This is a genomic window from Paenarthrobacter nitroguajacolicus (assembly GCF_007786235.1).
Classification (GTDB): domain Bacteria; phylum Actinomycetota; class Actinomycetes; order Actinomycetales; family Micrococcaceae; genus Arthrobacter; species Arthrobacter nitroguajacolicus_A.
Genome location: NZ_VNFK01000018.1, coordinates 66,009 through 86,499, shown reverse-complemented (window position 1 = coordinate 86,499; position 20,491 = coordinate 66,009). Strand labels below are relative to the sequence as shown.

The following is a 20,491-nucleotide window of genomic DNA, read 5'->3' as shown; positions in this document are numbered from 1 at the left end:
AGTCACCTTGGGCGGCGCCCGCGGATCGCCCCACCCGCATTGCCGCGACAAAAGGCCAGTTCCTTATCCCCGGCTCCGCCGCCTCGGTGGTTACGACACCACGCGAGATGCGCGTATGAACACGACGACGCAGGTCGATTTCGGCTCAGACGTTGTGGGGAACCTGGGGCCCGGCTCCACGTTGGCCTTGGGCGAAGGGCCTGTGCGGGGGCGGTTGGAGTTGGGCGTTAGTGTGCGGGGTGGGCGGTCCGTTGCTTCGCGGCAGTTTCATGAGGGCGCTTTGAGGGTACTCAGGCCGCATTACTTGGATGGGTCCGGGCAGGTTTGCTACGTCATGGTCAATCCTGGCGGGGCGTACCTTGGGGCGGATTTGTTCCTCATTGATGTGGAGGTTGAAAACAATGCCGCGTTGTTGTTGACCACGCAGTCGGCTACCAAGGTGTACCGGACTCCGGGGTCGTTCGCTGAGCAGCGGATGAACATCCAGCTGGGGGAGGGCTCGCGGTTGGAGTTGGTGCCCGATCAGTTGATTGCGTACCGGGAGGCCAGCTACCGGCAGAATTCGCGCATCCGTCTCCACCCGTCGTCGAGCCTCGTCATGGCTGAGGTGGTCACTCCGGGGTGGTCGCCGGACGGCGCATCCTTCAAGTACGAAGAAGTGAGATTGCGTAATGAGATCTGGATCGAGGACGGAAGCGGAGCGAAGCTGTTGGCGCTCGACAACCTCCTGATTCTCCCACCCGTCAACGATGTGACCGGTATGGGGTTCATGGAGGGCTTCAGCCATCTGGGGTCGTTGGTGGTGGTGGATCCGCGGGTGAACCAGGGACTGGCTGACGAGCTGGCCCACGTAGCCCGGGACTTTGACGCGTATACAGGGGTTTCTTTGACGATGACTATTGCCGGGACCTGTGGGCTTGTGCTGCGATCGTTGTCGAACAGCACTGAGGAACTCAACACATTGCTGGGTGCCTGCACCGGCGTTCTCCGGGAACGTTGGTATGGGCAGGCGCCCTTGAACCTGAGGAAGTACTGATGACTGCTCTGACCGAGTTTGCCAGCATGTATCGGGAGCGGGAGACGTTATCCCTGCGGACCCGGCTGCTGTTCACTTTTGGTGCCGTGGCCGCTTTGCACGTTGCCGCCGTCGTGCTTCTGCTGGCCGGTTCCGCAGGGGCGGCTCAACCGCTGGCGCTCGGGTTGGTGATCACGGCCTATGTGGCCGGTATCAAGCACAGCTACGACTGGGACCACATCGCCGCGATCGACAACTCCACGCGCAAGTTCGTGGCGCAGCACAAGGATCCAGTGAGCGTGGGCTTTGCGTTCAGCCTTGGCCACAGCTCCGTGGTGATCCTGGCCGGCTTGCTGGTGGTGGCAGGCGCGACGCTGATCGGCCAGTTCATGGAAGACGGCACCACGGGCAACAAGATCCTGGGCCTCATCGGCAGCGGTGTGTCCGGGTTGTTCCTGCTGACCATGGGACTGTTCAACGGCTCCGCGTTCGTTCGTGCCACGCAGGCGTACCGGAACGTCCAGGCCGGCGGCGAAGTCCGACCCGAAGACCTTGAGGCGAAAGGTTTCGTTGCCCGGCTGCTCGCCAAACCCCTGTCCAAGGTCGAGCGGCCGCGGAACATCTACGTCATCGGCTTCCTTTTCGGTCTCGGGTTCGATACCGCCACCACCATCGGGCTGCTGGTCATCACCACGACGGCGTCACTCGCCGGAGTCTCGCCGCTCGCCCTGATGGCGCTCCCGCTCGCGTTCACCGCCGCCATGACCCTGTGCGATTCCGCCAACGGCGTGGCCATGATGAAGATGTACAAGTCGGCCATCCACAACCCGCAGCGCAAGCTCGGCTTCAACGCCGTGATCACTGGAATCTCGGCCGTCTCGGCGCTGTTCATCTCCGTGATCACCCTCGGTGGCTTCATCAACGCCGCCTTCGGGCTTGAGGACCCTCTGACAACGTGGCTCGGAGAGATCGACCTTGGGGACGCAGGGCTGATCCTGGTGGGACTCTTCGTGCTCGTGTGGGCCGTATCAGCCTGGCGTGGCCGGGGCGTCAGGGCCGGTTCCTAGGAAACGGCCACGGCGTTGAACAGCTCGGTGGTGTCCACGCCGAGATCCGGGGTGTCCAGCACATTGGTCAGGAACACCACGCAGCGGTCCTGCTCCGGGAACATCCACCATTCTGTTCCCGCCCACCCGGGATGGCCGTAGATTCCCTGTGCCAGCAGCTCGGACTGGTTGGCGGGCAACTGGAACCCCAGGCCGGTATGGCGGAGGGGCTTGGGCCGGGTGGTGATGTGGGAAACCTCAGTGGTCCGCGGGCGACGCATGGCGGCCAGCGTGGCGGGTCGAACGGCCTTTCCGGTCTCTCCCAGAAGCTCCGAACCCAGGTTGAGTAGGTCCGTGGCAGTACCGAACAACCCGGCACCCGGGTGCTTTTTCCGGTACATGCCGTTGACGTTCAGGCCGGCCGCTTCGGTGCCGTGGATGGTGTGCGGGTTGCATTCGGTGCTGAATGTCAGGCCGCTGGCGCCGGTATCGCTGGCCAAGGACAGGAGTTGCTCCTCGAACGGGCGCCCGTCAGCCCACTCGGCCATCGCTGCAGCACCTTCGAAGGCTATGTTGCAATACTGGACAAGGGAACCCGCATAGAAGGCCTGTTCGGCGGAGGTGAGGTCCTCGCGGAGGGGCGTGCCGCCGTCGAGCGCCGGGTCTGCAATCCCGGAGCGGTGACTCAGCAAGTGCTCCAGCGTCACCGTGTCCGTGCGGCCTGCGCCGAAGCCCGGCAGGGCGTCACTCAACGCATTGCCCAGCGACAACTTCCCCAATTCCACCTGCCGCATGACGGTCATGGCACTGATCGGTTTGGAGACGGAGAACAGCGCAAAGTGGTGGTCGGCTGTGGCTTGCCTGCCGCCGTCGGTCCCGAACGCCACAACGTCCTCGATGCCTTGGCTCGAGGCAATGCCGAGCACTGCCACGGGCACCCGACCCAGGTCTACCTGCTTACGGGCCCAGTCTGCTGCGGGTCCTGTTTCCACCATTGCTGTGCCACGCTTTCGCTCGGGGTTTTGGTGATCTGAATCTATCGTGATGGCCCTGCGAAGAAACTTACCGCCACGTGTAACTGCCGGGGCCGAGCCGGAAACTATACAAGTATCCTGCAGTTCAGGGCTCTACTTTTCAGGGGGACAATCGTGCTTTCAGAGCGCGAATTGGCGTTTATCGCCATTCACAAAGACAGCTATCCATCCGTCTTCAGGTTTGTGCGCCGACGCGTGGAATCAGCGGAGATGGCTGAAGAGATCGCTGCCGACGTTTTCCGGGTCATGTGGCAAAAATGGTCGGATGATGCCCGCCCCGATCTCGCCTACCTGCTGACCGTTGCGCGCAACTTGGTGGGTAATGCCTACCGTAGCCGCGACCGGCAGCAGGCTCTGCAGGAAAAACTGCGCACGACGGCGGTGCAGCGTTTCGGGGACGATTCCGAGAACGTCGCGGTACAGGATGCGATGGATCGCCTGCGGGCGCAGGACCGTGACATTCTACAGCTGGCTTACTGGGATGGCCTGGGCACGACCGACATCGCCAGGGTGCTTCAGTGCAGTGAGTCCGCCGCCAAGGTCCGTCTCCACCGGGCACGGACAGCCTTCCGGAAACAGATGCCTGCCGGGGCCGAACCGACCACACAGAAGATGGGGGTCTGAAGACAATGGATCCGATCAAGAACCAGATTTCAGCGATTGACCCGCTGGCGAACGAGCCAAACGAGGTCAACTCAGAAGAAGCTTTGGCGCGCATGCTCACCGGCCCACGCGTCTTCAGTGACAACAATCCACCAGCCGGCGTGGTGTCCCTTGAAGACCGCAGGCGCCGGAAGGCCCGGATCGCAGGCGGCCTGCTGCTAGGTGCCGCGGCTGTCACCGCGGGCGTCCTTGTAGCGGCCAACTTTGGCCCACTCACGGCTGCTCCCGCGCCGGCAGTCACAGTGAACTCCACGGAAGCGACGCCGACTCCGACCGCTACAGTCACGCAGGCGCCGTCACCCACCGCCACGCCGTCTGCCACACCGGAGGCGGCTGTCCCTGTCACCACTCCGCCCGTGGTTCCCACGGTTCCGGTGGTTGCACCGACAACGGCTCCCACCCAGGCGCCGGCCGCGGACCCCCAAAAGTTCACCTTCCCCGACGGGCACCTTTCCTTCACTCTTCCCGTTGGCTGGAGCGTCAAGACGGAGCAGGGGCCATATGCGACCGAGGCGGACAAGGCTGGGTCCATTATCGCCAAGGTCCTGGACGGCGCAGGCACTGAGGTCGCCGTGATATTCAACGGCAACTATGGCGACGGCACTGCGGGTTTGGTGGACCGGACCATCCTTGATCGGGCAGTGGTTCCCGGTGTTCGGGATAATTCGGGTGAGCTGGTGGAGTTCGGTTTCTCTTCGAACCAGTTGCAGTACATCCCCTACGAAGGGCCCCCCTACGAGGGAATGCCCTCACCCCGATCGGGACCTGCCGAGGGTCCTCCGACGTACATTATGGATGTGCGGCGCTCCTCGGAGCTCAAGGCCGGAGTCAGCTCCTCCGGGACCAACCAGGTCCGGGTTCCCAACGGCATCATGAGCGCCTACGTGCAGTTCGATTCCACCAAGAACCCCGCCTTCGCCACCCCTGCAGCGGCCAAGGACTGGATGGGCAGCACGCAGTACGCCCAACTGAAGTCCATGCTGCTTAGCCTGAATTACAAGTAGCCCATCCGGGGGCCAGCAAACGTCGCTCTGGCAGCCCCGAGCGACGTTTGCTGTCCCCTGAGGGGACCTTGACTGGTGCTGCCGTCATCTCAGGTACTTTGGCAGAAGGCCTTTATTCGCTAGGAGTATTTCTCATGACCGATATGGTTCGCCAGGCAACCGGCGCAGACCTCAGGGTTGCTGCCCGAGTACTTGGCCTTGCCTTTGAGACTTACCCTTGGACGAGATGGTCGATTCCTGACGTTGATTATGAACAGAGACTCGAACGGCTGCAGTACCTCTACCTGGGACATGCGCTTACCCATGGATTGGTCCTGGTGGATGAACAACTGCGCTCCGTCGCTGCATTCCTTCGTCCTGATGCGCCCAAACCTGGTCCCGATATGCAGATCGAAGTTCTGGAACTGCTGGGTTCTCGAGCCACCGCGTTGATTGATCTGAGCTTGCCCCAGCCAAAGGGGCCGGCGTGGACCTTGGCCACCGTGGGCGTAGACCCGGCACATCAAGGCAAAGGGCTGGGCACGGCCGTGGCCTCGGAGGGTCTCACGCGAATAGACCGAGAGGCAGGTGCCGTGGTGCTTGAAACCTCGGACGAGCGTAACGTGCGCCTTTACGGGCGCCTTGGTTTCCTTGTCACGGACACCACTGTGATTCCGGGTGGGCCCACTGTCCATTCAATGAGCCGGGCACCCCGATAACAGCTGCAGGATCCCCCCATCAACCACTACGCCATCACCGCTATCGGGGACTGACAAGCGAACAGCAAAGGACAGGACGTGTTTGGGTGGCCGCGCAGCCGTCATCGGCCGGGCCAATGACGGCTGCGCTCACTACGTCCAAGGTATTTCCGTGCTCCAGGTACAGCTGGCAGCCCGGCAGCTGGCGGCCCGGAGCGACGTTTGCTGGCGCCAGCTTGGGTTAGCGGACGGTGACCAGGTGGCCGGCGGGGTCGTACCGGAAGGTGACCGGGCCGCCGTCGTGCTTCAAGGCGATGTTGCTGCCGTTCGGAGCGCCGCCGAGACCGTAGTTCTCAGCCCAGGAGCCGTTGATAGCGGCTTTGAACTCGTAACTGCCGGCGGCCAGGTTGGGCACTGACAGCTTCCAGATCCCATCCGCCGGGTCCAGCTGCAGCTGCGCCTGGGCGCAGTCCGGCATCCAGTCGCCCGAGCAGCCAAGCTCCGAATTCAGGCTGCCGGGTACCGAGACGGCCGCTGGCTGCGGGCCCGCGGTGACCGCGCTGATCACGTTGGTGGCGTGGTCGTACAGGAAGGTGGCGGCGCCGCCAGGGTGCGTGAGCACCACGTTGGGGCCATTCAACTCGCCACCCGCGCCATAGTTTTCGTCCCACGTGCCGTTGAGTGCGGCCTTGAATTCGTACGTGCCCGCGGGCAAGTTGGGGACATTCAGCTGCCAGAGTCGGTGCGTCGGCTCATAGCTCATGAGCCCCTGCTCGCAGGACGGCTGCCAGTCTTCGGCGCAACCGAGTTCGGTGTTGAGGCTGCCGGCCACAGTGACTGTCTCAGGCTGCGTCGGTTCTCCCACCACACCGCTGCGCGGCTCACTGGCGGACGTCTGCCCGCGGTTGTCCAGCACCACAGCGCGGTACTCCACGGATGTGCCGGACTCCAGCGACGAGACGTCGTGGAACACCTGGTACGGCGCGTTGTCGTCCGTGCCGATCGACGCCCAGTCGCCACCTGCAGTACGCGCTTGGAAGGTGACCTCATAGAACGAGTTACCGTCGACGTCGGCCGTCACCTTCTGGCGGGTGGCGTCCCCAGCCGCCGTGACCGGCTTCTTGAGTACGACGGCGGGCGCGGCCTTCGATGTGGCGAGTCGCCCCGCTGCTTCATAAACCACTGCGGAAAGCGGCGGGACGGTGACAGCCAGCTTCGCGTCCTGCCCGGACTTGGCGTTCTTGGCGGCCTCACCGTAGACCAGCTTGAACGGCTGTTTCGCTTCATACGTTGGGATCACCGCGGTCTGTGCGGTCTCGCTGTTGTTCACTGCCACGATGTACTCACGCTGTTCCTTGGCGTCGATGCGTGAGAAGGCGTAGATCCCGGCCCCATCAGCGGCGTAGCGGTCTTGCTGGGCACCGGTGCGGAGCGTGGGGTGGTCTGCTGCGAGTGCCGCGAGCTCGCTGATCTTCTTGTACAGCGGGTGCTCGGTGTTGAAGTTGTCCGTGGCGTGCGTGGCGTTGGTTCCCAAAAGGTCGTCATCCAAATACTCCTGGACCTTGCTGGCGAACATGGTCTGCCTCGAGTCCTGGTCCCCGCCGGCGCCCGTGAAACCCTGCTCATCGCCGTAATAGATCACCGGGTTGCCGCGCGAGAAGTACATCAGCTCATGGGCCAGTTCGTCGCGCTCCACCAGTTCCGCGTCAGATGCTCCCGGGTTGTCCTGGGCGATAAAGGTGCCGATGCGGCCCATGTCATGGTTACCCAGGAATGTGGGCAGTTGGTAGACGTTGGAATCGGCATCCGTGTACCAATCGTCACCGTTGAAGAAGTCCGCCAAGCCGCTGGCCTTGCTGCCTTGGGACGCGAAGCTGCGGGCTGCACCTTGGAAGCCGAAGTCCAACACGGCCTGCATCTTGTTTTTGGTGGTGAACTTGGATGTGACGGTCTTGGAGGTATCGAAGACTTCGCCGAACATGAAGAACTCGTCCTTGCCCTGCTCCTTGGCGTAGCTGAGCACCTGGGGGCCGAACTGCTGCCAGAACTCGTCGTTGACATGCTTCATGGTGTCGATCCGGAAACCGTCGATCCCGAAGTCACGGATCCATGTTTTGTAGACGTCCATCATCCCGTTGACCACCTTGGGGTTCTCGGTGAACAGGTCATCCAGTCCGAAGAAGTCGCCGTACAGGGAATCTTCGCCGGCAAAGTTGGTGTTGCCGCGGTTGTGATAGAGCGTGGGGTCGTTCAGCCAGGAAGGAATCTTGATGTCCTTCTCAGCCGCGGGGACTACGGGCGTATAGGGGAACGACGTGGCCGCGTCCAAGGCAGGGAAGTCCTGCGTCCCGGCGTAATCGCGGTCATCGAAGACCTCGCCCGCGGCGGTGCGGTAGGGCTCGGTCTCCTTGGAAATGTACGGAGCCGAGGACGTCTCCTGGTATTGGATGACGTCCGCGGTGTGATTGGTGATGATGTCGAAGTACACCTTCATGCCGCGGGCGTGGGCGGCATCGATGAGCGTCTTGAGCTCGGCGTTGGTGCCCAGGTGGGGATCGATCTGGGTGAAGTCGGTGACCCAATACCCGTGATACCCGGCGGAGCTGTTCTCCACCGTTCCGTCACCTTGTACGGCCTTGTTCTTGAAGCTGGGAGTGAGCCAGAGGGCGTTGGTGCCCATGCCCTGGATGTAGTCCAGCTGGTCCTGCAGGCCCTTCAGGTCGCCGCCGTTGAAGAACCCTTTGCGGGTGGGATCGAAACCGGACACCATCGGAGCAGGACCCAGCCCGCCGTCGTCGTTGCTTGTGGTGCCGTTGCTGAAGCGGTCCGCCATAACGAAGTAGAAGTTCTGATCGCTGACGCCGCCTCGGACCGAGTGCTGGGCAGCGGGGTCGGGCGCGGGCTTCTTGGTGGAGGCAGCGGCGCTCGTGGGGAGGACCGCGGCGGCGGTGAGTGCCGCCGTCGTAAGTACGACGGCGACTACGCGCCCAAGGGGGTGGCGATGGTAGGGGAGGTGGCTGGCGTGGGATCTATAGCTGCGAGATAACAAGTGATGGAACCTTCCGCTAAGCGACAGTGCTGTGGGACAAGTCACAACTGTAAGCGCTTCCGTTCGCTTAATCTACGAATTATTGGGATTACGTGATGTGAAGAACCGGGTAAATTCTTCAGAGTTGGAAGCGCTTGCAGTTCTTCTAGCTGAAATCGCGCCTGTTTTTCACTGTGCCCCTGCATGGCTTCACTCGAAAACGTTATGCATTTGCCCATAACCAAGCCCACGTGACTTGCATAGGGTTGAAGAGATCTGCTTCACACCACGCAGTGCCCCGATCTATCCCCAAGGATGAGTTTCAACGATGAAGAGCATCGCCCTCCTGCGCGAACGAGCCACCCGCGTCATGCCTACTGGTTCCCACTGCCCGGCGTCAGGCCTGTGGAGCCCCGATTCCGATCCGGACACCGTCCAGGTTTTCGCTGAAGGCCACTTGCTTCCGGCCCACAACGGCGTGGCCACGGTCTGGCGGCGGCGAACTGCCGCTGAAGTGTCGGCATGACCAGCACCATCCTGAACAGGCCAGCCGACTACCGGCACGTGCCCGCAGCGGAGTGGGCCGACCTCAGCGCCGGTGATCCGGTGTGGATTTACGACGTCGCATGGGGTGCCGGAACGGGTCGCGTTGACGATGTTTCCAAGCACCAGGAACTGCTCTGGGTGGTCCTCGAACCGACGGGTCGCAAGTTGATCTGCGGCACGGACGACGTCGAGGTCTGGTCCGTCTAAAGACCCGCCGAGATGGCAAGTAATGACAATGTCTGAGCGGATGATTGTCATTAAGTGCCGTCTCGGCGTCAGTTAACCGGCCAGCACCAGCGCACTGGGTGAGCCGGTTTCCACTCGGCTGACGGGGCCGTCCGGCAGCCCGGTGTCCGGGTCCAGACTGAAACTCACGACGTCGTTGGAACCTTCGTTGGCCACGTACAGCCAGCCTTCGCGGACCAGGTGATGTCGCGGCCAATCGCCGCCGCATGGGACGTCCGCGAGGGGCTCCAGCTCGCTGCCATTGTGTGACACCTTCAGGATGCAAATACGGTTGCTGCCGCGCACCCCCATGTACGCGAATCGGCCGTCCGGGGACAACGCGATCTCGGCCCCGGAGTCGCCGTCGAACGGCTTGTTGACACTGGCCGGAACGATCGCCGTAAGCTCGTACGTTCCGTCCGGTTCCATCCGGACGGTCGCCACCTCCACCGAGTACTCGGTATCCACAAAGACGGTTCCGCTGTGGTGGCGGGCCATATGCCTGGGGCCCGAACCCTTGGGCAGGATCACCTGATGGTCAGGCTGCAGGCCTTCGCCCGGTATGTACTGCCACACGCGGACCAGGTCATGCCCAAGGTCAGTTGTCATCACCCGTCCGTCCGGGAGCATCAGGCTGGAATGCGCGCGGCTGGGCCGCTCATCGTCGACGGGTGCCGTGGAGTGGGGATCGACGGCGGCCACCGCGGTTGTGCGCGAGGTGATGCCGCCGTCGTTGTCCAGTTCGTAGAGAATGACCTGGCCGTCGCCCCAGCAGGTGGCCACGATGAAACGTCCCTGTGGATCTGCAGCGACGTGGCACGTGGCCTCGCCGGCGGGCCAGGGTTCACCGAAGGCCTCCAGAGTGGCGTCGCTGGTTCGGCGATACGCCCGCACCGTCTTGCCTTCCTCCGCCACGGCATAAACCACGGGAAGCGTTGGGTGCAACGCCAGGAAAGACGGTGAATTGGCCTCGACGGCCACGCCAAGGGACGTTAGCTTCCCATGGTCGTCCGCAGAGAGCGCCGTGATGCCCTCGCCCTTTCCGTTCCTGTCAGCCGTGTAGCAGCCGGCCCAGATCAGTGTTCCCACCGTCAGTGCCCCTGAACGTCAGAGTCGACGCCCGCGTCCGGACCGGCGTCGAGGGTCTGCAACCTGGTGAGGTCGTCCTGGTCCAGTTCGAAGTCGAAGACGTCCAGGTTCTCCTGCATGCGCTGAGGGTTTGCTGTCTTGGGAATGGCTACCAGTCCTTGCTGAACGTGCCAGCGAAGAACCACCTGGCCCGGTGTCTTTCCGTGCTTCCCGCCGATGCTGGCCAACACCGGAGCGTTCAGAAGGTCACTGCTGGCACCCAACGGGCTGTAGGACTCTGTGATGATTCCGTTGCGTTCGTTGAAGGCCCTCGCGGCAGGCCTTGGGATGGAGGGGCTCACCTGGATCTGATTCACTGCCGGCACAACGTCGGTTTCGCGGAACAGCCGGTCAAGGTGCGCCGGCTTGAAATTTGAAACACCAATGGACCGCACCTTCCCTGACGCTTGAAGTTCCTCAAAGGTCTTCCACGTGGACACGAATTCGTCGCGGCGGGGGAGCGGCCAGTGGATGAGGAGCAGGTCCACGTAGTCCAGCCCCAGACGTTCCAAGGATCCGTCCAGCCCGGCAACAGCCTTGCCGGAACCCTGGAATTCGCCATCGAGCTTGGTGGTGATGAAGAGCTCCCCTCGATCCACCCCGCACGTGCGGATGCCGTTGCCCACGCCCTTCTCGTTGCCGTACTTCTTCGCGGTGTCTATGTGCCGGTAGCCGTGCGCCACCGCCTCCACCACGGCGTCCTCCACCTGGGCATCATTCAGGGGCCAGGTGCCCAGCCCGAGCTGTGGGATCTTGTGGCCGTCGTTGAGTTCGATAAGCGGTGCACGTGTCATGGGCTGGGTCTCCTCCGGTTTTCTTTGTTTCTACGCTGGCCGCTTGCTGCTTGGCAACAGCTACCGTCGCGACCAGTCATACAGCCGATCACTCAACTCCATGAAGTCTTCCTTCACTACCTGAAGCTCGGGATGCTGATCATGCCACTCGACGATTTCCCTGACCCCATCCGCGAACGGGATGGTGGCCCGGTAGTCAGGAACGAGTGCCTTGATCTTGGTGTTGTCGAAAATTACGGAGTGCGAGCGGTCACCGAGCAGGTTGGGTCCGAGTTCCGGGCTGTGGGCTGCGATGGTCTCCGAGGAAACGTGGAACAGCTCGGGTTCCGGAACTCCGGCGGCACGGGCGAACAGGCGGTAGATCTGGTTCCAGGGCAGGTACTCGTCCGAGGTGATCGTGTAGCTCTCGCCCACAGCCTGCGGCCTGCCCAGAAGTCCAACAAAAGCCTTGGCGAAGTCCCGGCTGTGCGTCAGCGTCCAGAGCGAGGTCCCGTCTCCGTGCACCATGATCGGCATCCCGGCACGCATCCGGTGGATGTCAGTCCAGCCGCCCACCATGGCGATCTTGGTCCGATCGTAAGTGTGGGAAGGCCGCACCACCGTCAAAGGGAAGTCCTGCTCGCGATAAGCCTCAAACAGTAGGTTTTCGCAGGCGATCTTGTCCTGCGAGTACTTCCAGAACGGATTCTTCAAAGGTGTGGATTCCCGGATGGGCAGCGTCGTGGGCGGCTTTTGGTAAGCCGAAGCGGAGCTGATGAAGACGTACTGACCCGTCCGCCCGCGGAACATCTCCAAACCGGCCCGCGCCTGATCCGGGGTGAAGGAGATGAAGTCCGCAACGGCGTCGAACTCCCTTCCCTTAAGTACCTCACGCACGGCCTGCGGATCGCGGATATCCGCGTGCAGTACTTCGGCGCCATCGGGAACCGGCCGACCGGCTGACCGTCCCCTGTTGAGGAGGGTCAGACGGTGGCCCAGTGCGACGGCGCGTTCAGCCGCCGTCGCACTGATGACCCCGGTCCCGCCGATGAACAGGATGTTCCGCGGCGAGACGGTGTCCGCCGCCGTTCCCAGGCTGACGGGGAGGAGATTACTCACCAGGCGTAGTCTTCGGGGGCGGGGCGGTGGCCCGGGAAGATGTCGTCGAGGCGCTTGAGGGCGTCCTCGTTCAGGGAAACGTCCAGTGCGCGGATGGCTGCGTCCAGTTGCTCCTGGGTTCGCGGCCCAACAATCGGAGCCGTCACGGCAGGCTGGTGAAGAAGCCAAGCCAGCGCAACGTCGCCGGGTGCGTGGCCCAGTTCGTCCGCGAAATCCTCGTACAGGCGGATCTGGTCCTCGTGCTTCTTGAGGGTTTCAAGCGCCCGTCCTTCAGTGCGGCGGACACCCTGCTCTTCCTTCTTCAGCACGCCACCCAGCAAGCCGCCCTGCAGCGGCGACCACGGGATCAAGCCAAGGCCGTACTGTTGCGCAGCCGGGATGACCTCGAGCTCCAGTTCACGCCGGAACAGGTTGTAGATGGACTGCTCGCTGACCAGGCCCGTGTAGTTCCGCCTGCGGGCAGCTTCCTGCGCCTGGGCGATGTGCCAACCGGCAAAGTTGCTGCTGCCCGAGTAGAGGATCTTGCCCTGCTGGACGCCCACCTCAATGGCCTGCCAAATCTCGTCCCACGGCGTATCGCGGTCGATGTGGTGGAACTGGTAGATGTCGATGTAGTCCGTCTGCAGGCGCTTGAGGCTCGCGTCCAAGGCTCGCCGGATGTTCAGGGCGGACAACTTGGACTCGTTGGGACGGTCCGTCATGGTGCCGTAGAGCTTGGTGGCAAGAACGGTCCGCTCGCGGCGCTCGCCGCCCTTGGCGAACCAGCGGCCGATGATTTCCTCGGTCCAGCCGCGGTGGCCGGTGCCGCCATAGACGTTGGCGGTGTCGAAGAAGTTGATGCCGGAGTCCAGTGCGGAATCCATGATCGAGTGGGCTGTTGCCTCGTCGGTCTGCGGGCCGAAGTTCATGGTGCCCAGGCAGAGACGTGAAACCTTAAGGCCGGAACGGCCCAAATGCGTGTACTGCATAGCTGTTGAGTCCTTTGTTCGTTGGGTTTTAGAACTGGGTAAAAGCCGCGACGGCGGGATCGGAACCGATGCGGGCGCCCGCCTCCAGTGCCGTGATTGCTGCCAGTTCGGATTCGGTGAGGGTGAGGTCCGCTGCGCCGAAGTTCTCGCGCATACGGGCGGAGTCTGCGGATTTGGGAATCACGATGGTTCCCTGCGCGAGATGCCAAGCCAGGATCACCTGTGCAGGAGTAGTGCCATGGGCAGCTGCCACCAGGGCAACTTGCTCCGCGTTAAGGTCCTTGCCCTGGCCCAACGGGCTGTAAGCCTCAACGGCAATGCCCAGGTCGCGGCATTTGTTGGCCAATTCGGCCTGCTGGTACGTCGGGTGGAGTTCGATCTGGTTGACCGCCGGCACCACATCCGCTTCCTTCAGCAGAGTGTCCACGTGGTCCGGGAGGAAGTTGGAAATGCCGATGGCCCGGATCTGCTTGTCCTGGTACAGCTTCTCCATCTCCTTCCACGCCTGCGTGAAGAGCCCCTGCGACGGGACCGGCCAGTGGATGAGGTAGAGATCGATGACCTCGAGGTCCAGGGCATCCCTGCTTCGCTGGAAGGCGTCATAGGCTTCGCCTTGCTCGCCGTTGCGGAGCTTGGTGGTGATGAAGAGGTCCTCCCGGGGGATCCCCGAGGCGGCGATCGCGGCGCCCACGCCAGCCTCGTTGCGGTACGCGGCGGCGGTGTCGATGTGGCGGTAGCCGGCTTCCAGCGCGTCTTCCACTACCTTCTGCGTTTCATCGGCAGGTACTTGGAACACACCGAATCCGAGCTGGGGGATGGTGATGCCGTTGTTCAATGTCAGCTCTGGCATGACGGTCTCCTTCGACGGGATGGTTATGGCCTGGCGCTCCACGCTTCTGTTTCCAGAAAGCGTTTTCGGAGGCTCTGTACTGAGCCTATGCAGTTTTGGTGGCAGAGTCAGCAATCCAGCCTGATCCTGTTTTTCCTAGGTCTGGTAGTCCTACCCAAAATGGTGGTCTTTCACACGCAGCGAGCGGCAGAATGGACGGATGGGTCAAAGCGCCGAGTTCGGTAAGTTCCTCAAAGTCATGCGTGCCCGCCTCTCGCCCGAAGATGCCGGGGCGCAGGAGTCCAGCGGTTCCCGACGCGTGCCCGGGCTCCGGCGTGAGGAAGTCGCCCGGCTCTCCGGCGTGAGCACCGACTACTACACGCGCCTGGAACAGGGCAGGAACATCCACCCCTCCAAGGCCGTGCTGGATTCCGTGGCCCGGGCCCTCCGCCTTGACGCCGGGGAACAGGCGCACATGATGGACCTGCTGGAGCACTGCGCCAGTTCCGCCGGCAATCCAGGACCCGTGCAAAAGGTGAGGCCAGCCCTGCGCCAGTTGCTGGATGCCGTCGGGGATGTTCCGGCCATGGTGCTGGGCAGGCGCGCAGACGTCCTGGCCGGAAACCGGATGGCCTACCTGCTGTTCGCAGACTTCGCCGCGCTGCCGGCCCCTGAGCGGAACCTGACGCGCTGGATCATCCTGGATCCATCCGCCGGGGAGCTGTTCAGGGACTGGAAGACCGTGGCCGCGGAAGCTGTAGGCGCACTGCGAATGGATGTTGGCCGCCACCCGAACGATCCCCAGACCAACCAACTGGTGGGTGAGTTGGCCGTGAACAGTGAGCATTTCCGGCAGTGGTGGGCCGGGCACCGGGTGGCCACGCGGTCGGCAGGCACCGTGCGCTTGCACCACCCAGTGGTGGGAGACCTGGAACTGAACTTTGAGACACTCAGTCTCCCGGACGACCCCGACCAGCTCCTTCGGGTCTATTCAGCGAAGGTGGGATCGCCGTCGTCGGACGCTTTGACGCTTCTGAACTTTGGGGACGTGGGCACCCACGCCGAGGTCCCCGAACCCGCCCGCCGAGACGACAGTTAATGCCAATGTTTTCCAGAAACATTGGCATTAACTGTCAACTCGCGGTGAGGTCGGTCAGCGCTCCAGCCTGAAACCGAGCTTGATGGTGACCTGCCAGTCGGCCACTGCGCCGTCCTCCAGGTGGCCGCGGATCTCCTTGACCTCAAACCAGTCCAGGTGCCGCAATGTCTGGGAGGCTGTCGCGATGCCATTCTTGATCGCATCGTCAACGCCCTCGGTGGAAGTTCCTACAATCTCGGAAACGCTATATGTGTGGCCAGCCATGGTGCTCCTCATCATCGTCCCTGAATCTCTGGAAAATCCGGCCCGCCAGGCAGGCCGTTCATGCAGACTAGCCCACGGAACACCGTGCGGCCAGAGGTGTTGACGCTCAGCTTTCACGCCAGTCGTTGCTGGTAATGTGCGAGCCCGCCTGGGGTCCCATTTGCAGCATTCCACCGTCCACGGGCCACGACGCGCCGTTGACATAGCTGGAAGCCGGGGACGCCAGGAAAGCGATGACGGCTGCGATTTCGCGTGCGTCTCCGGGGCGTCCCAGTGGCACCCCTGGCCGCTCCTTCTTGGTGGGGTCCTCGTCTTCCTGGCCAGTCATGGGAGTCGCGATCTCGCCGGGGGCCACGTTGTTGGCGGTAATCCCGTGCTCGGCGAGTTCCAGCGCCATGGTCTTGATGAGCCCTCCCAGGCCGTGCTTGGAGGCATCGTAAGCCGAGGCTCCAACGCGGGGCTGGAACTCGTGGACGCTGGTGACGGCGATGATGCGTCCGCCTCGGCCCGCTTTCACCATGCGCCTTGCTGCCGTTTGCATGGCCACGAACGCACCATTGAGGTTGGTGTCCAGCGTCGACATCCAGGTTTGGTAGTCGAGGTCCAGGAACTTGGTTCCGTCGCCGGTTCCGGAGTTGTTGACGAAGACATCCACACCACCGAGTTCTTCAGCGAGGGTTTCCACGGTGGCCGCCGTTCCGCGGACATCGGTGGTGTCCAGTTGGTGGACCACGGCCTTGCGCCCCAGGCTGCGGACCTCCTCAGCCGTGTCCTCGGCGCCCTGCTGGTCCGAGTGCCAAGTGATACCCACGTCCATGCCGGCCTTGGCCAGCGCCACCGCAGTGGCCCGCCCGATGCCGGAATCCGATCCCGTGACGATGGCGGTTTGCGGGGAAAACGGTGCGTCGCTCATGGTCCTGCCTTTCGGTCGGTTGATCGTTCCGATGCTTTATCCCTACCCCTGGATCCGTCCTGTAAACACTCCCGGCGCAAAAGGGTCACCCCGGTGTGTAGCCATGGAGTGTAGATTTCTTGCAGCACCAACCAGTGAATCCCCACAACCAGGAGTACTCATGTCAGAAGTAATTGTGGTCGGCGTTGACAACAGCGAAACGGCAAAGCGGGCAGCAGTGGCAGCAGCGAAGCTCGCCACGGCACTCGGTGCCGAACTGCACGTGATCAGCGGCTTCTCGGACGACCGAATCGAAGAATTCGGCAGCGGCAGCGACCGCATCACGGTCTCCTCGGCTGACTCCGCCGAATACGTGGCCCGCAAGGTCTCTGAGGAGCTGGACGTACCCGCCGGCAACATCAAATACTTCGCTGCCCGCGGCACCCCGGCCAACGCCCTCATCAACTACGCGGAAACCAACAACGCCTCGCTGATCGTGGTCGGCAACAAGCGCATGAAAGGCTTGGGCCGCGTCCTGGGCAGCATCGCCAACAGCGTTGCGCACGGTGCTCCGTGCGATGTTTACATCGTGAACACGGACATCGACGCGTAACACCGAAGCAGGTAGCAGAAGAGGCCGTTGTGAATGCTCACGACGGCCTCTTTTGCTATGTAGTGGGGGTTAGCCGAATGTACCGTTGAGCACCGTCACGTTGGCGCGGGTGATGCCCTTTCCAGTGACGTGCAGAACGTGGCCAGGCTGCGGGGTATCGGACGTGACAGTCAGATCCCGCAGCGTCGTACCGTCCGCCGCCACCAGCAGGGTGACACCCTCGCTGTTGGTCAGGACCACATCCGCGGCGTTTCCCGTTGCCCCGGCGAGGGTGACGTTGCGCCGGTCGCCCCAGATAACGGCCGGCTCGTGATAGACGCCGGGCCGCACCAGCACGGTCACAGCACCGGGATTGTTCGGCGGGATCGCACCCACGGCCGCACGGATGCTGGCAAAGTTGCCGGTTCCGTCCAAAGCCACCGTGAGCACGTTCCGGAGCGGTGGAACAGTCCCTCCCAGTGGCCCGCCGAAAGCACGCACCAGCGCAGGAACCGCCCTTGTTGGGGTCAAGTCATACGGGTACGTGGGCTCGAATGACGCTCCCCGTTCCTGGCCGGTGTTCCCGGTGCACTCGTCAAACACGTTATCGCGGGCAGCCAAGGCACCCCCGGGACCCTGATGGTGAAGCGGATTCCGGACATTCCGGAAGTAGTTTCCCTCCACCAGCAGAAGGGCAGCGTTCCGCCCCAACATCCCGTAGCTGGAAATGTCCTCCAAATAGTTGTTGTAGACGTGGGATGCCGCAGTGTTGTCCAAACTGGCGTTGCGCTGGTGCGTGTTCCGGATCCAGTTGTGATGCAGCGTCACCCGCGTGACCACATTCTGGGTCCATCCTTCTCCGAGGGCTTTGTTGTGGTCCGAGAAGACGTTCCAGGACAAGGTGACGTTGTCGCAGTCCTTGCGGATATCCACTAGGCCGTCTCCCAACCGGGTGAAATGCATATGGTCCACCCAGACGTGGGTGCTGGTGTCCATCTGGATTCCATCCCTGTCGTTGTCCGGCCGTTTCCCGGCAAAGTCGCCGGGAATGTAGGAGTCCCGGAGGGTGAAGTTGCGAAACACGACGTTGGCGACATTGACGAGTTTGAAACCGGCGTTCACTACTGCGGCTCCGCTGCCGGCGCCAAGGAAGGATTTGTTGGAGGCCACCGTCAGTTTCTCGTACTGCGCGAAGACCAGTTCACCGTGGAGGATCACCACCAGCGGTTCGGCACTGCTGGCGTACGTGCGGAGTTGGTCTGGCGTAGCGGCGTGGACCAGCCTGCCGCCGGCCCCTCCGGTGGTGCCTGCGCGGCCGTGGGACGCGACGCCGGCAAACCCCGCCGGTGCCTCCGTCCAGACGCCGCCCTTCCCACGGTTTGCCGGCAGCCCGGCTTCATAGAAACCGTTGAGGCCGACGCCGGAGGGCGTAACTTCCGTGGCTGGCGCCGCAGTTGCCGGGTGGAAGAAGCCGGTGGAGACCAACGTGCCGGCAGCGAGTCCTGCGGAAAGCAGGGTCCGGCGTCGAATGTTCGTGCCTTGTGGTTTCGCCATCTCAAGCACCTGCCGCCGGGATCCAGTCGCCGAGGAATTTCTCCTTGGTGAAGTTCACGGCTTCCTGCGGCGTGAGTTGGGGGTGGAACCCGTTGATGTGCGCTCCGGGTCCCGTGTTGTTGTACTCAGCGAAGCGTCCTTCTGTCCAGGAGTGCCCACTCATATCGGACCAGCCCTGCTCCGCGATGTGACTGCCCAGATTCGAGTCGCGGATGACGGCCATCGGGTGTGCGTTGGGGTCGCTGCTGGCAAACCAAGGGCGTCCCAAACTGACGGTTCCGGGTGCGGCGTTGGAGGTGAGGGTGCTGTCCACGATCAGGAAGCCGTACGGGTTGGAGTTCTTGGTGCTGGGAGCCACGATGTAGCCGTTGTTAGTGTCGCTGCCGCGGTCCAGGGAGTGGATGGTGCAGCCGTCAAAGACTGCGGTTCCACGCCCGTAGAGGAAGTCCACGTCACCCTCGATGTAGCAGTTCTTCAGGTAGGTTCGGGCGGTCGCGTCGCGTCCGGTGGTGTCCGCGAGGTAGGTGTCTTGGTTGCCGAGGAACCTGGTGTTGTCGAAAATTACCTTGTCGGCCACGGTCCGGACCGCGAGGGCCTGGCTCCCGCCGTTGGTGGCCTCATCATAGGCATTCTCCACGGTGAGGTTGCGCACGGTGGTTTGCTCGGCAAGGACGTTGAGCGTCGCACTTCCGGCCGCGCCCCAGGTTCCGCCGAAGAACTTGGCGCCGTTGGCTGGCGTGTCGTAGGAAATCACGACGTCGGCCGGGTCACCAGTTGCTCCTTGGAGGGTCACGTGGGGCCGGTCAGCCCAGATGTTCACCATTTCCCGGTAGAAACCAGGCTTGATGGTGATGGTCCGCGGTTGGGTGTTGCCCACGGGAATTGAGCCGATCGCCGCCTGCAAGCTGCCGAAGTCGCCGGTGCCGTCCAGCGCGACGGTGATGTCCGTCGTCGTACTGGGCGCTTGGCTTTCACGCGGTCCGGCGCCTGAGGTGACAAGTGCCGGAACCTTCGCGGCGTCATCCTTGGCGTAGGCGTAGAACTGCGTGGGGTCGAAGGCGCCGCCGATGTTGTCCTTGCGTCCACGGGTGGCATCAAAGGTGTTGTCGCGGTTGACGATTTCCGTGGCTTGGTCCTTGGCCACCACAGGGTCGGCCACAGCGGTGAAGTAGTTACCTTCCAGAACCACCTTGGCAGCGTTCCGGCCCATCATTCCGTACTGGCCGATGTCCTGCAGGTAGTTGTTGTAGACGTGTGCGGCGGCGGTGTTGTCCAGGCTGAAGTTCCGCTGGACAGTGTTGCGGATCCAGTTGTGGTGGATGGTCATCTTGGTGACGGCGTTGCTGGTCCATCCCACACCCAGGGCTTTGTTGTTGTCCGCGAAGACATTCCACGAGTACGTCAGGTAGTCCGAGTCCTTGCGGGTGTCGATCATGCCGTCACCCATGCGCTCAAACTTCATGTGGTCTACCCACACGTGATGCGAGGTATCCAGCTGGATCCCGTCGCGATCATTGTCCGGACGCTTCCCGTCCCAGTCGCCGGGAATGTAGGAGTCGCGCACTGTGAAGTTCCGGAAGATGACGTTGGAGACGTTGATGAGCTTGAAGCCCGCATTGACCAGTTCCACACCCGCACCGACGCCGATGAAGCTCTTATTGGACGTGACGGGAATCTTGACGTAGTCCTGCGCGGTGATGCTGCCTTTGAGGAAAATCACCAGCGGCTCCGGGGCGGCCGCATAGCTTTGCAATTCTTCCAGCGACGAGACGCTGACGTGCCTCCCCGCCTGTCCGCCGGTGGTCCCGGCGAGTCCGTTACCGGGCAGCGCCGCGAAACCATCCGGCAGCTGCTTCCAGAGGGCGGCTGCACTGGCCGGGGATTCGCTGCCGCTGTGTTGAGGTTCTGCCCGTGCGGGCACGGCGGTAAGGCTTCCAAGAATGACGACGGCGGTGGCCGCGCCGAGTAGGCGTCGCAGGCGCATGCAAAACTCCTTTGTCTTGTCCTATTGGGTGGGTAAGGCTTGGGTCTGCTT

Annotated in this window: 20 protein-coding genes; 9 read left to right on the top strand and 11 right to left on the bottom strand. The window is 62.8% G+C overall.

All coding sequences use genetic code 11. The features are described from left to right. The first annotated feature begins 115 nt into the window (after positions 1-115). Together FQP90_RS19125 and FQP90_RS19120 are read left to right on the top strand one after the other, a co-directional pair. Positions 116-1,036: an urease accessory protein UreD gene (locus tag FQP90_RS19125; protein WP_144652654.1), complete on the top strand. Its 921-nt coding sequence runs from the start codon at positions 116-118 to the stop codon at positions 1,034-1,036. After that, positions 1,036-2,082 carry a HoxN/HupN/NixA family nickel/cobalt transporter gene (locus FQP90_RS19120; protein ID WP_144652653.1) on the top strand — a complete coding sequence of 349 codons (1,047 nt, stop codon included), beginning with the start codon at positions 1,036-1,038 and terminating at the stop codon, positions 2,080-2,082. Before FQP90_RS19125 ends, FQP90_RS19120 begins: the two co-directional genes overlap by 1 nt. On the opposite strand, the gene FQP90_RS19115 is transcribed toward FQP90_RS19120, so the two are convergent. Next, on the bottom strand, positions 2,079-3,056 hold the full coding sequence (locus FQP90_RS19115) for a serine hydrolase domain-containing protein (RefSeq protein ID WP_144652652.1): 978 nt from the start codon (positions 3,054-3,056) through the stop codon (positions 2,079-2,081). The genes FQP90_RS19120 and FQP90_RS19115 overlap by 4 nt on opposite strands. Positions 3,057-3,209: 153 nt before the next feature. Here FQP90_RS19115 and FQP90_RS19110 point away from each other — a divergent pair, with 153 nt between their 5' ends. The 3 genes from FQP90_RS19110 to FQP90_RS19100 all read left to right on the top strand — a co-directional run bounded on the left by FQP90_RS19110 (position 3,210) and on the right by FQP90_RS19100 (position 5,460). Next, the gene (locus tag FQP90_RS19110; protein WP_144652651.1) at positions 3,210-3,719 is read left to right on the top strand and encodes an RNA polymerase sigma factor; all 510 of its coding nucleotides are present in this window, start codon (positions 3,210-3,212) and stop codon (positions 3,717-3,719) included. Between the two features lie 5 nt (positions 3,720-3,724). Beyond that, on the top strand, positions 3,725-4,762 hold the full coding sequence (locus FQP90_RS19105; RefSeq protein ID WP_144652650.1) for a hypothetical protein: 1,038 nt from the start codon (positions 3,725-3,727) through the stop codon (positions 4,760-4,762). Positions 4,763-4,896: 134 nt separating this feature from the next. After that, positions 4,897-5,460, top strand: coding sequence for a GNAT family N-acetyltransferase (locus FQP90_RS19100; protein WP_144652649.1), 564 nt, complete (start codon positions 4,897-4,899; stop codon positions 5,458-5,460). A 220-nt stretch (positions 5,461-5,680) separates the two neighbouring features. Here the strand turns inward: FQP90_RS19100 and FQP90_RS19095 are convergent, their stop codons facing one another. Next, positions 5,681-8,488: an alpha-amylase family glycosyl hydrolase gene (locus FQP90_RS19095; protein ID WP_144652648.1), complete on the bottom strand. Its 2,808-nt coding sequence runs from the start codon at positions 8,486-8,488 to the stop codon at positions 5,681-5,683. Between the two features lie 307 nt (positions 8,489-8,795). On the opposite strand from FQP90_RS19095, the gene FQP90_RS19090 reads away from it, so the two are divergent. Both FQP90_RS19090 and FQP90_RS19085 read left to right on the top strand, forming a co-directional pair. Further along, a complete protein-coding gene (locus FQP90_RS19090; protein WP_144652647.1) occupies positions 8,796-8,993 on the top strand; it encodes a hypothetical protein in 198 nt (65 codons plus the stop codon). After that, positions 8,990-9,220: a hypothetical protein gene (locus FQP90_RS19085; protein ID WP_144652646.1), complete on the top strand. Its 231-nt coding sequence runs from the start codon at positions 8,990-8,992 to the stop codon at positions 9,218-9,220. The genes FQP90_RS19090 and FQP90_RS19085 overlap by 4 nt, the downstream gene beginning before the upstream one ends. Before the next feature lie 72 nt (positions 9,221-9,292). On the opposite strand, the gene FQP90_RS19080 is transcribed toward FQP90_RS19085, so the two are convergent. The 5 genes from FQP90_RS19080 to FQP90_RS19060 are packed head-to-tail and all read right to left on the bottom strand — an operon-like array spanning position 9,293 to position 14,076. Continuing rightward, on the bottom strand, positions 9,293-10,315 hold the full coding sequence (locus tag FQP90_RS19080; RefSeq protein WP_144652678.1) for a lactonase family protein: 1,023 nt from the start codon (positions 10,313-10,315) through the stop codon (positions 9,293-9,295). A gap of 14 nt (positions 10,316-10,329) precedes the next feature. Continuing rightward, positions 10,330-11,160 (bottom strand): aldo/keto reductase, encoded by an 831-nt coding sequence (locus FQP90_RS19075; protein WP_144652645.1) that lies wholly within the window; start codon positions 11,158-11,160, stop codon positions 10,330-10,332. A gap of 60 nt (positions 11,161-11,220) precedes the next feature. Further along, positions 11,221-12,258 (bottom strand): SDR family oxidoreductase, encoded by a 1,038-nt coding sequence (locus tag FQP90_RS19070; RefSeq protein WP_144652644.1) that lies wholly within the window; start codon positions 12,256-12,258, stop codon positions 11,221-11,223. Then, complete coding sequence (locus tag FQP90_RS19065; RefSeq protein WP_144652643.1) at positions 12,255-13,226, bottom strand: aldo/keto reductase; 972 nt, start codon at positions 13,224-13,226, stop codon at positions 12,255-12,257. The genes FQP90_RS19070 and FQP90_RS19065 overlap by 4 nt, the downstream gene beginning before the upstream one ends. 28 nt (positions 13,227-13,254) lie before the next feature. Further along, entirely contained in the window at positions 13,255-14,076 is an 822-nt protein-coding gene (locus FQP90_RS19060) for an aldo/keto reductase (RefSeq protein WP_144652642.1), read from the bottom strand. Positions 14,077-14,275: 199 nt separating this feature from the next. Here FQP90_RS19060 and FQP90_RS19055 point away from each other — a divergent pair, with 199 nt between their 5' ends. Beyond that, a complete protein-coding gene (locus FQP90_RS19055; RefSeq protein WP_144652641.1) occupies positions 14,276-15,154 on the top strand; it encodes a helix-turn-helix transcriptional regulator in 879 nt (292 codons plus the stop codon). Between the two features lie 54 nt (positions 15,155-15,208). On the opposite strand, the gene FQP90_RS19050 is transcribed toward FQP90_RS19055, so the two are convergent. Then, positions 15,209-15,418: a dodecin gene (locus FQP90_RS19050; protein WP_144652640.1), complete on the bottom strand. Its 210-nt coding sequence runs from the start codon at positions 15,416-15,418 to the stop codon at positions 15,209-15,211. Between the two features lie 106 nt (positions 15,419-15,524). Next, entirely contained in the window at positions 15,525-16,331 is an 807-nt protein-coding gene (locus FQP90_RS19045) for an SDR family oxidoreductase (RefSeq protein ID WP_144652639.1), read from the bottom strand. Positions 16,332-16,491: 160 nt separating this feature from the next. Here FQP90_RS19045 and FQP90_RS19040 point away from each other — a divergent pair, with 160 nt between their 5' ends. Further along, a complete protein-coding gene (locus FQP90_RS19040) occupies positions 16,492-16,923 on the top strand; it encodes a universal stress protein (protein ID WP_144652638.1) in 432 nt (143 codons plus the stop codon). 69 nt (positions 16,924-16,992) lie between these two features. Here the strand turns inward: FQP90_RS19040 and FQP90_RS19035 are convergent, their stop codons facing one another. Beyond that, positions 16,993-18,456: a pectate lyase family protein gene (locus tag FQP90_RS19035; protein ID WP_144652637.1), complete on the bottom strand. Its 1,464-nt coding sequence runs from the start codon at positions 18,454-18,456 to the stop codon at positions 16,993-16,995. 1 nt (position 18,457) lies between these two features. Beyond that, complete coding sequence (locus tag FQP90_RS19030) at positions 18,458-20,440, bottom strand: pectinesterase family protein (RefSeq protein ID WP_144652636.1); 1,983 nt, start codon at positions 20,438-20,440, stop codon at positions 18,458-18,460. Between the last annotated feature and the right edge of the window lie 51 nt (positions 20,441-20,491).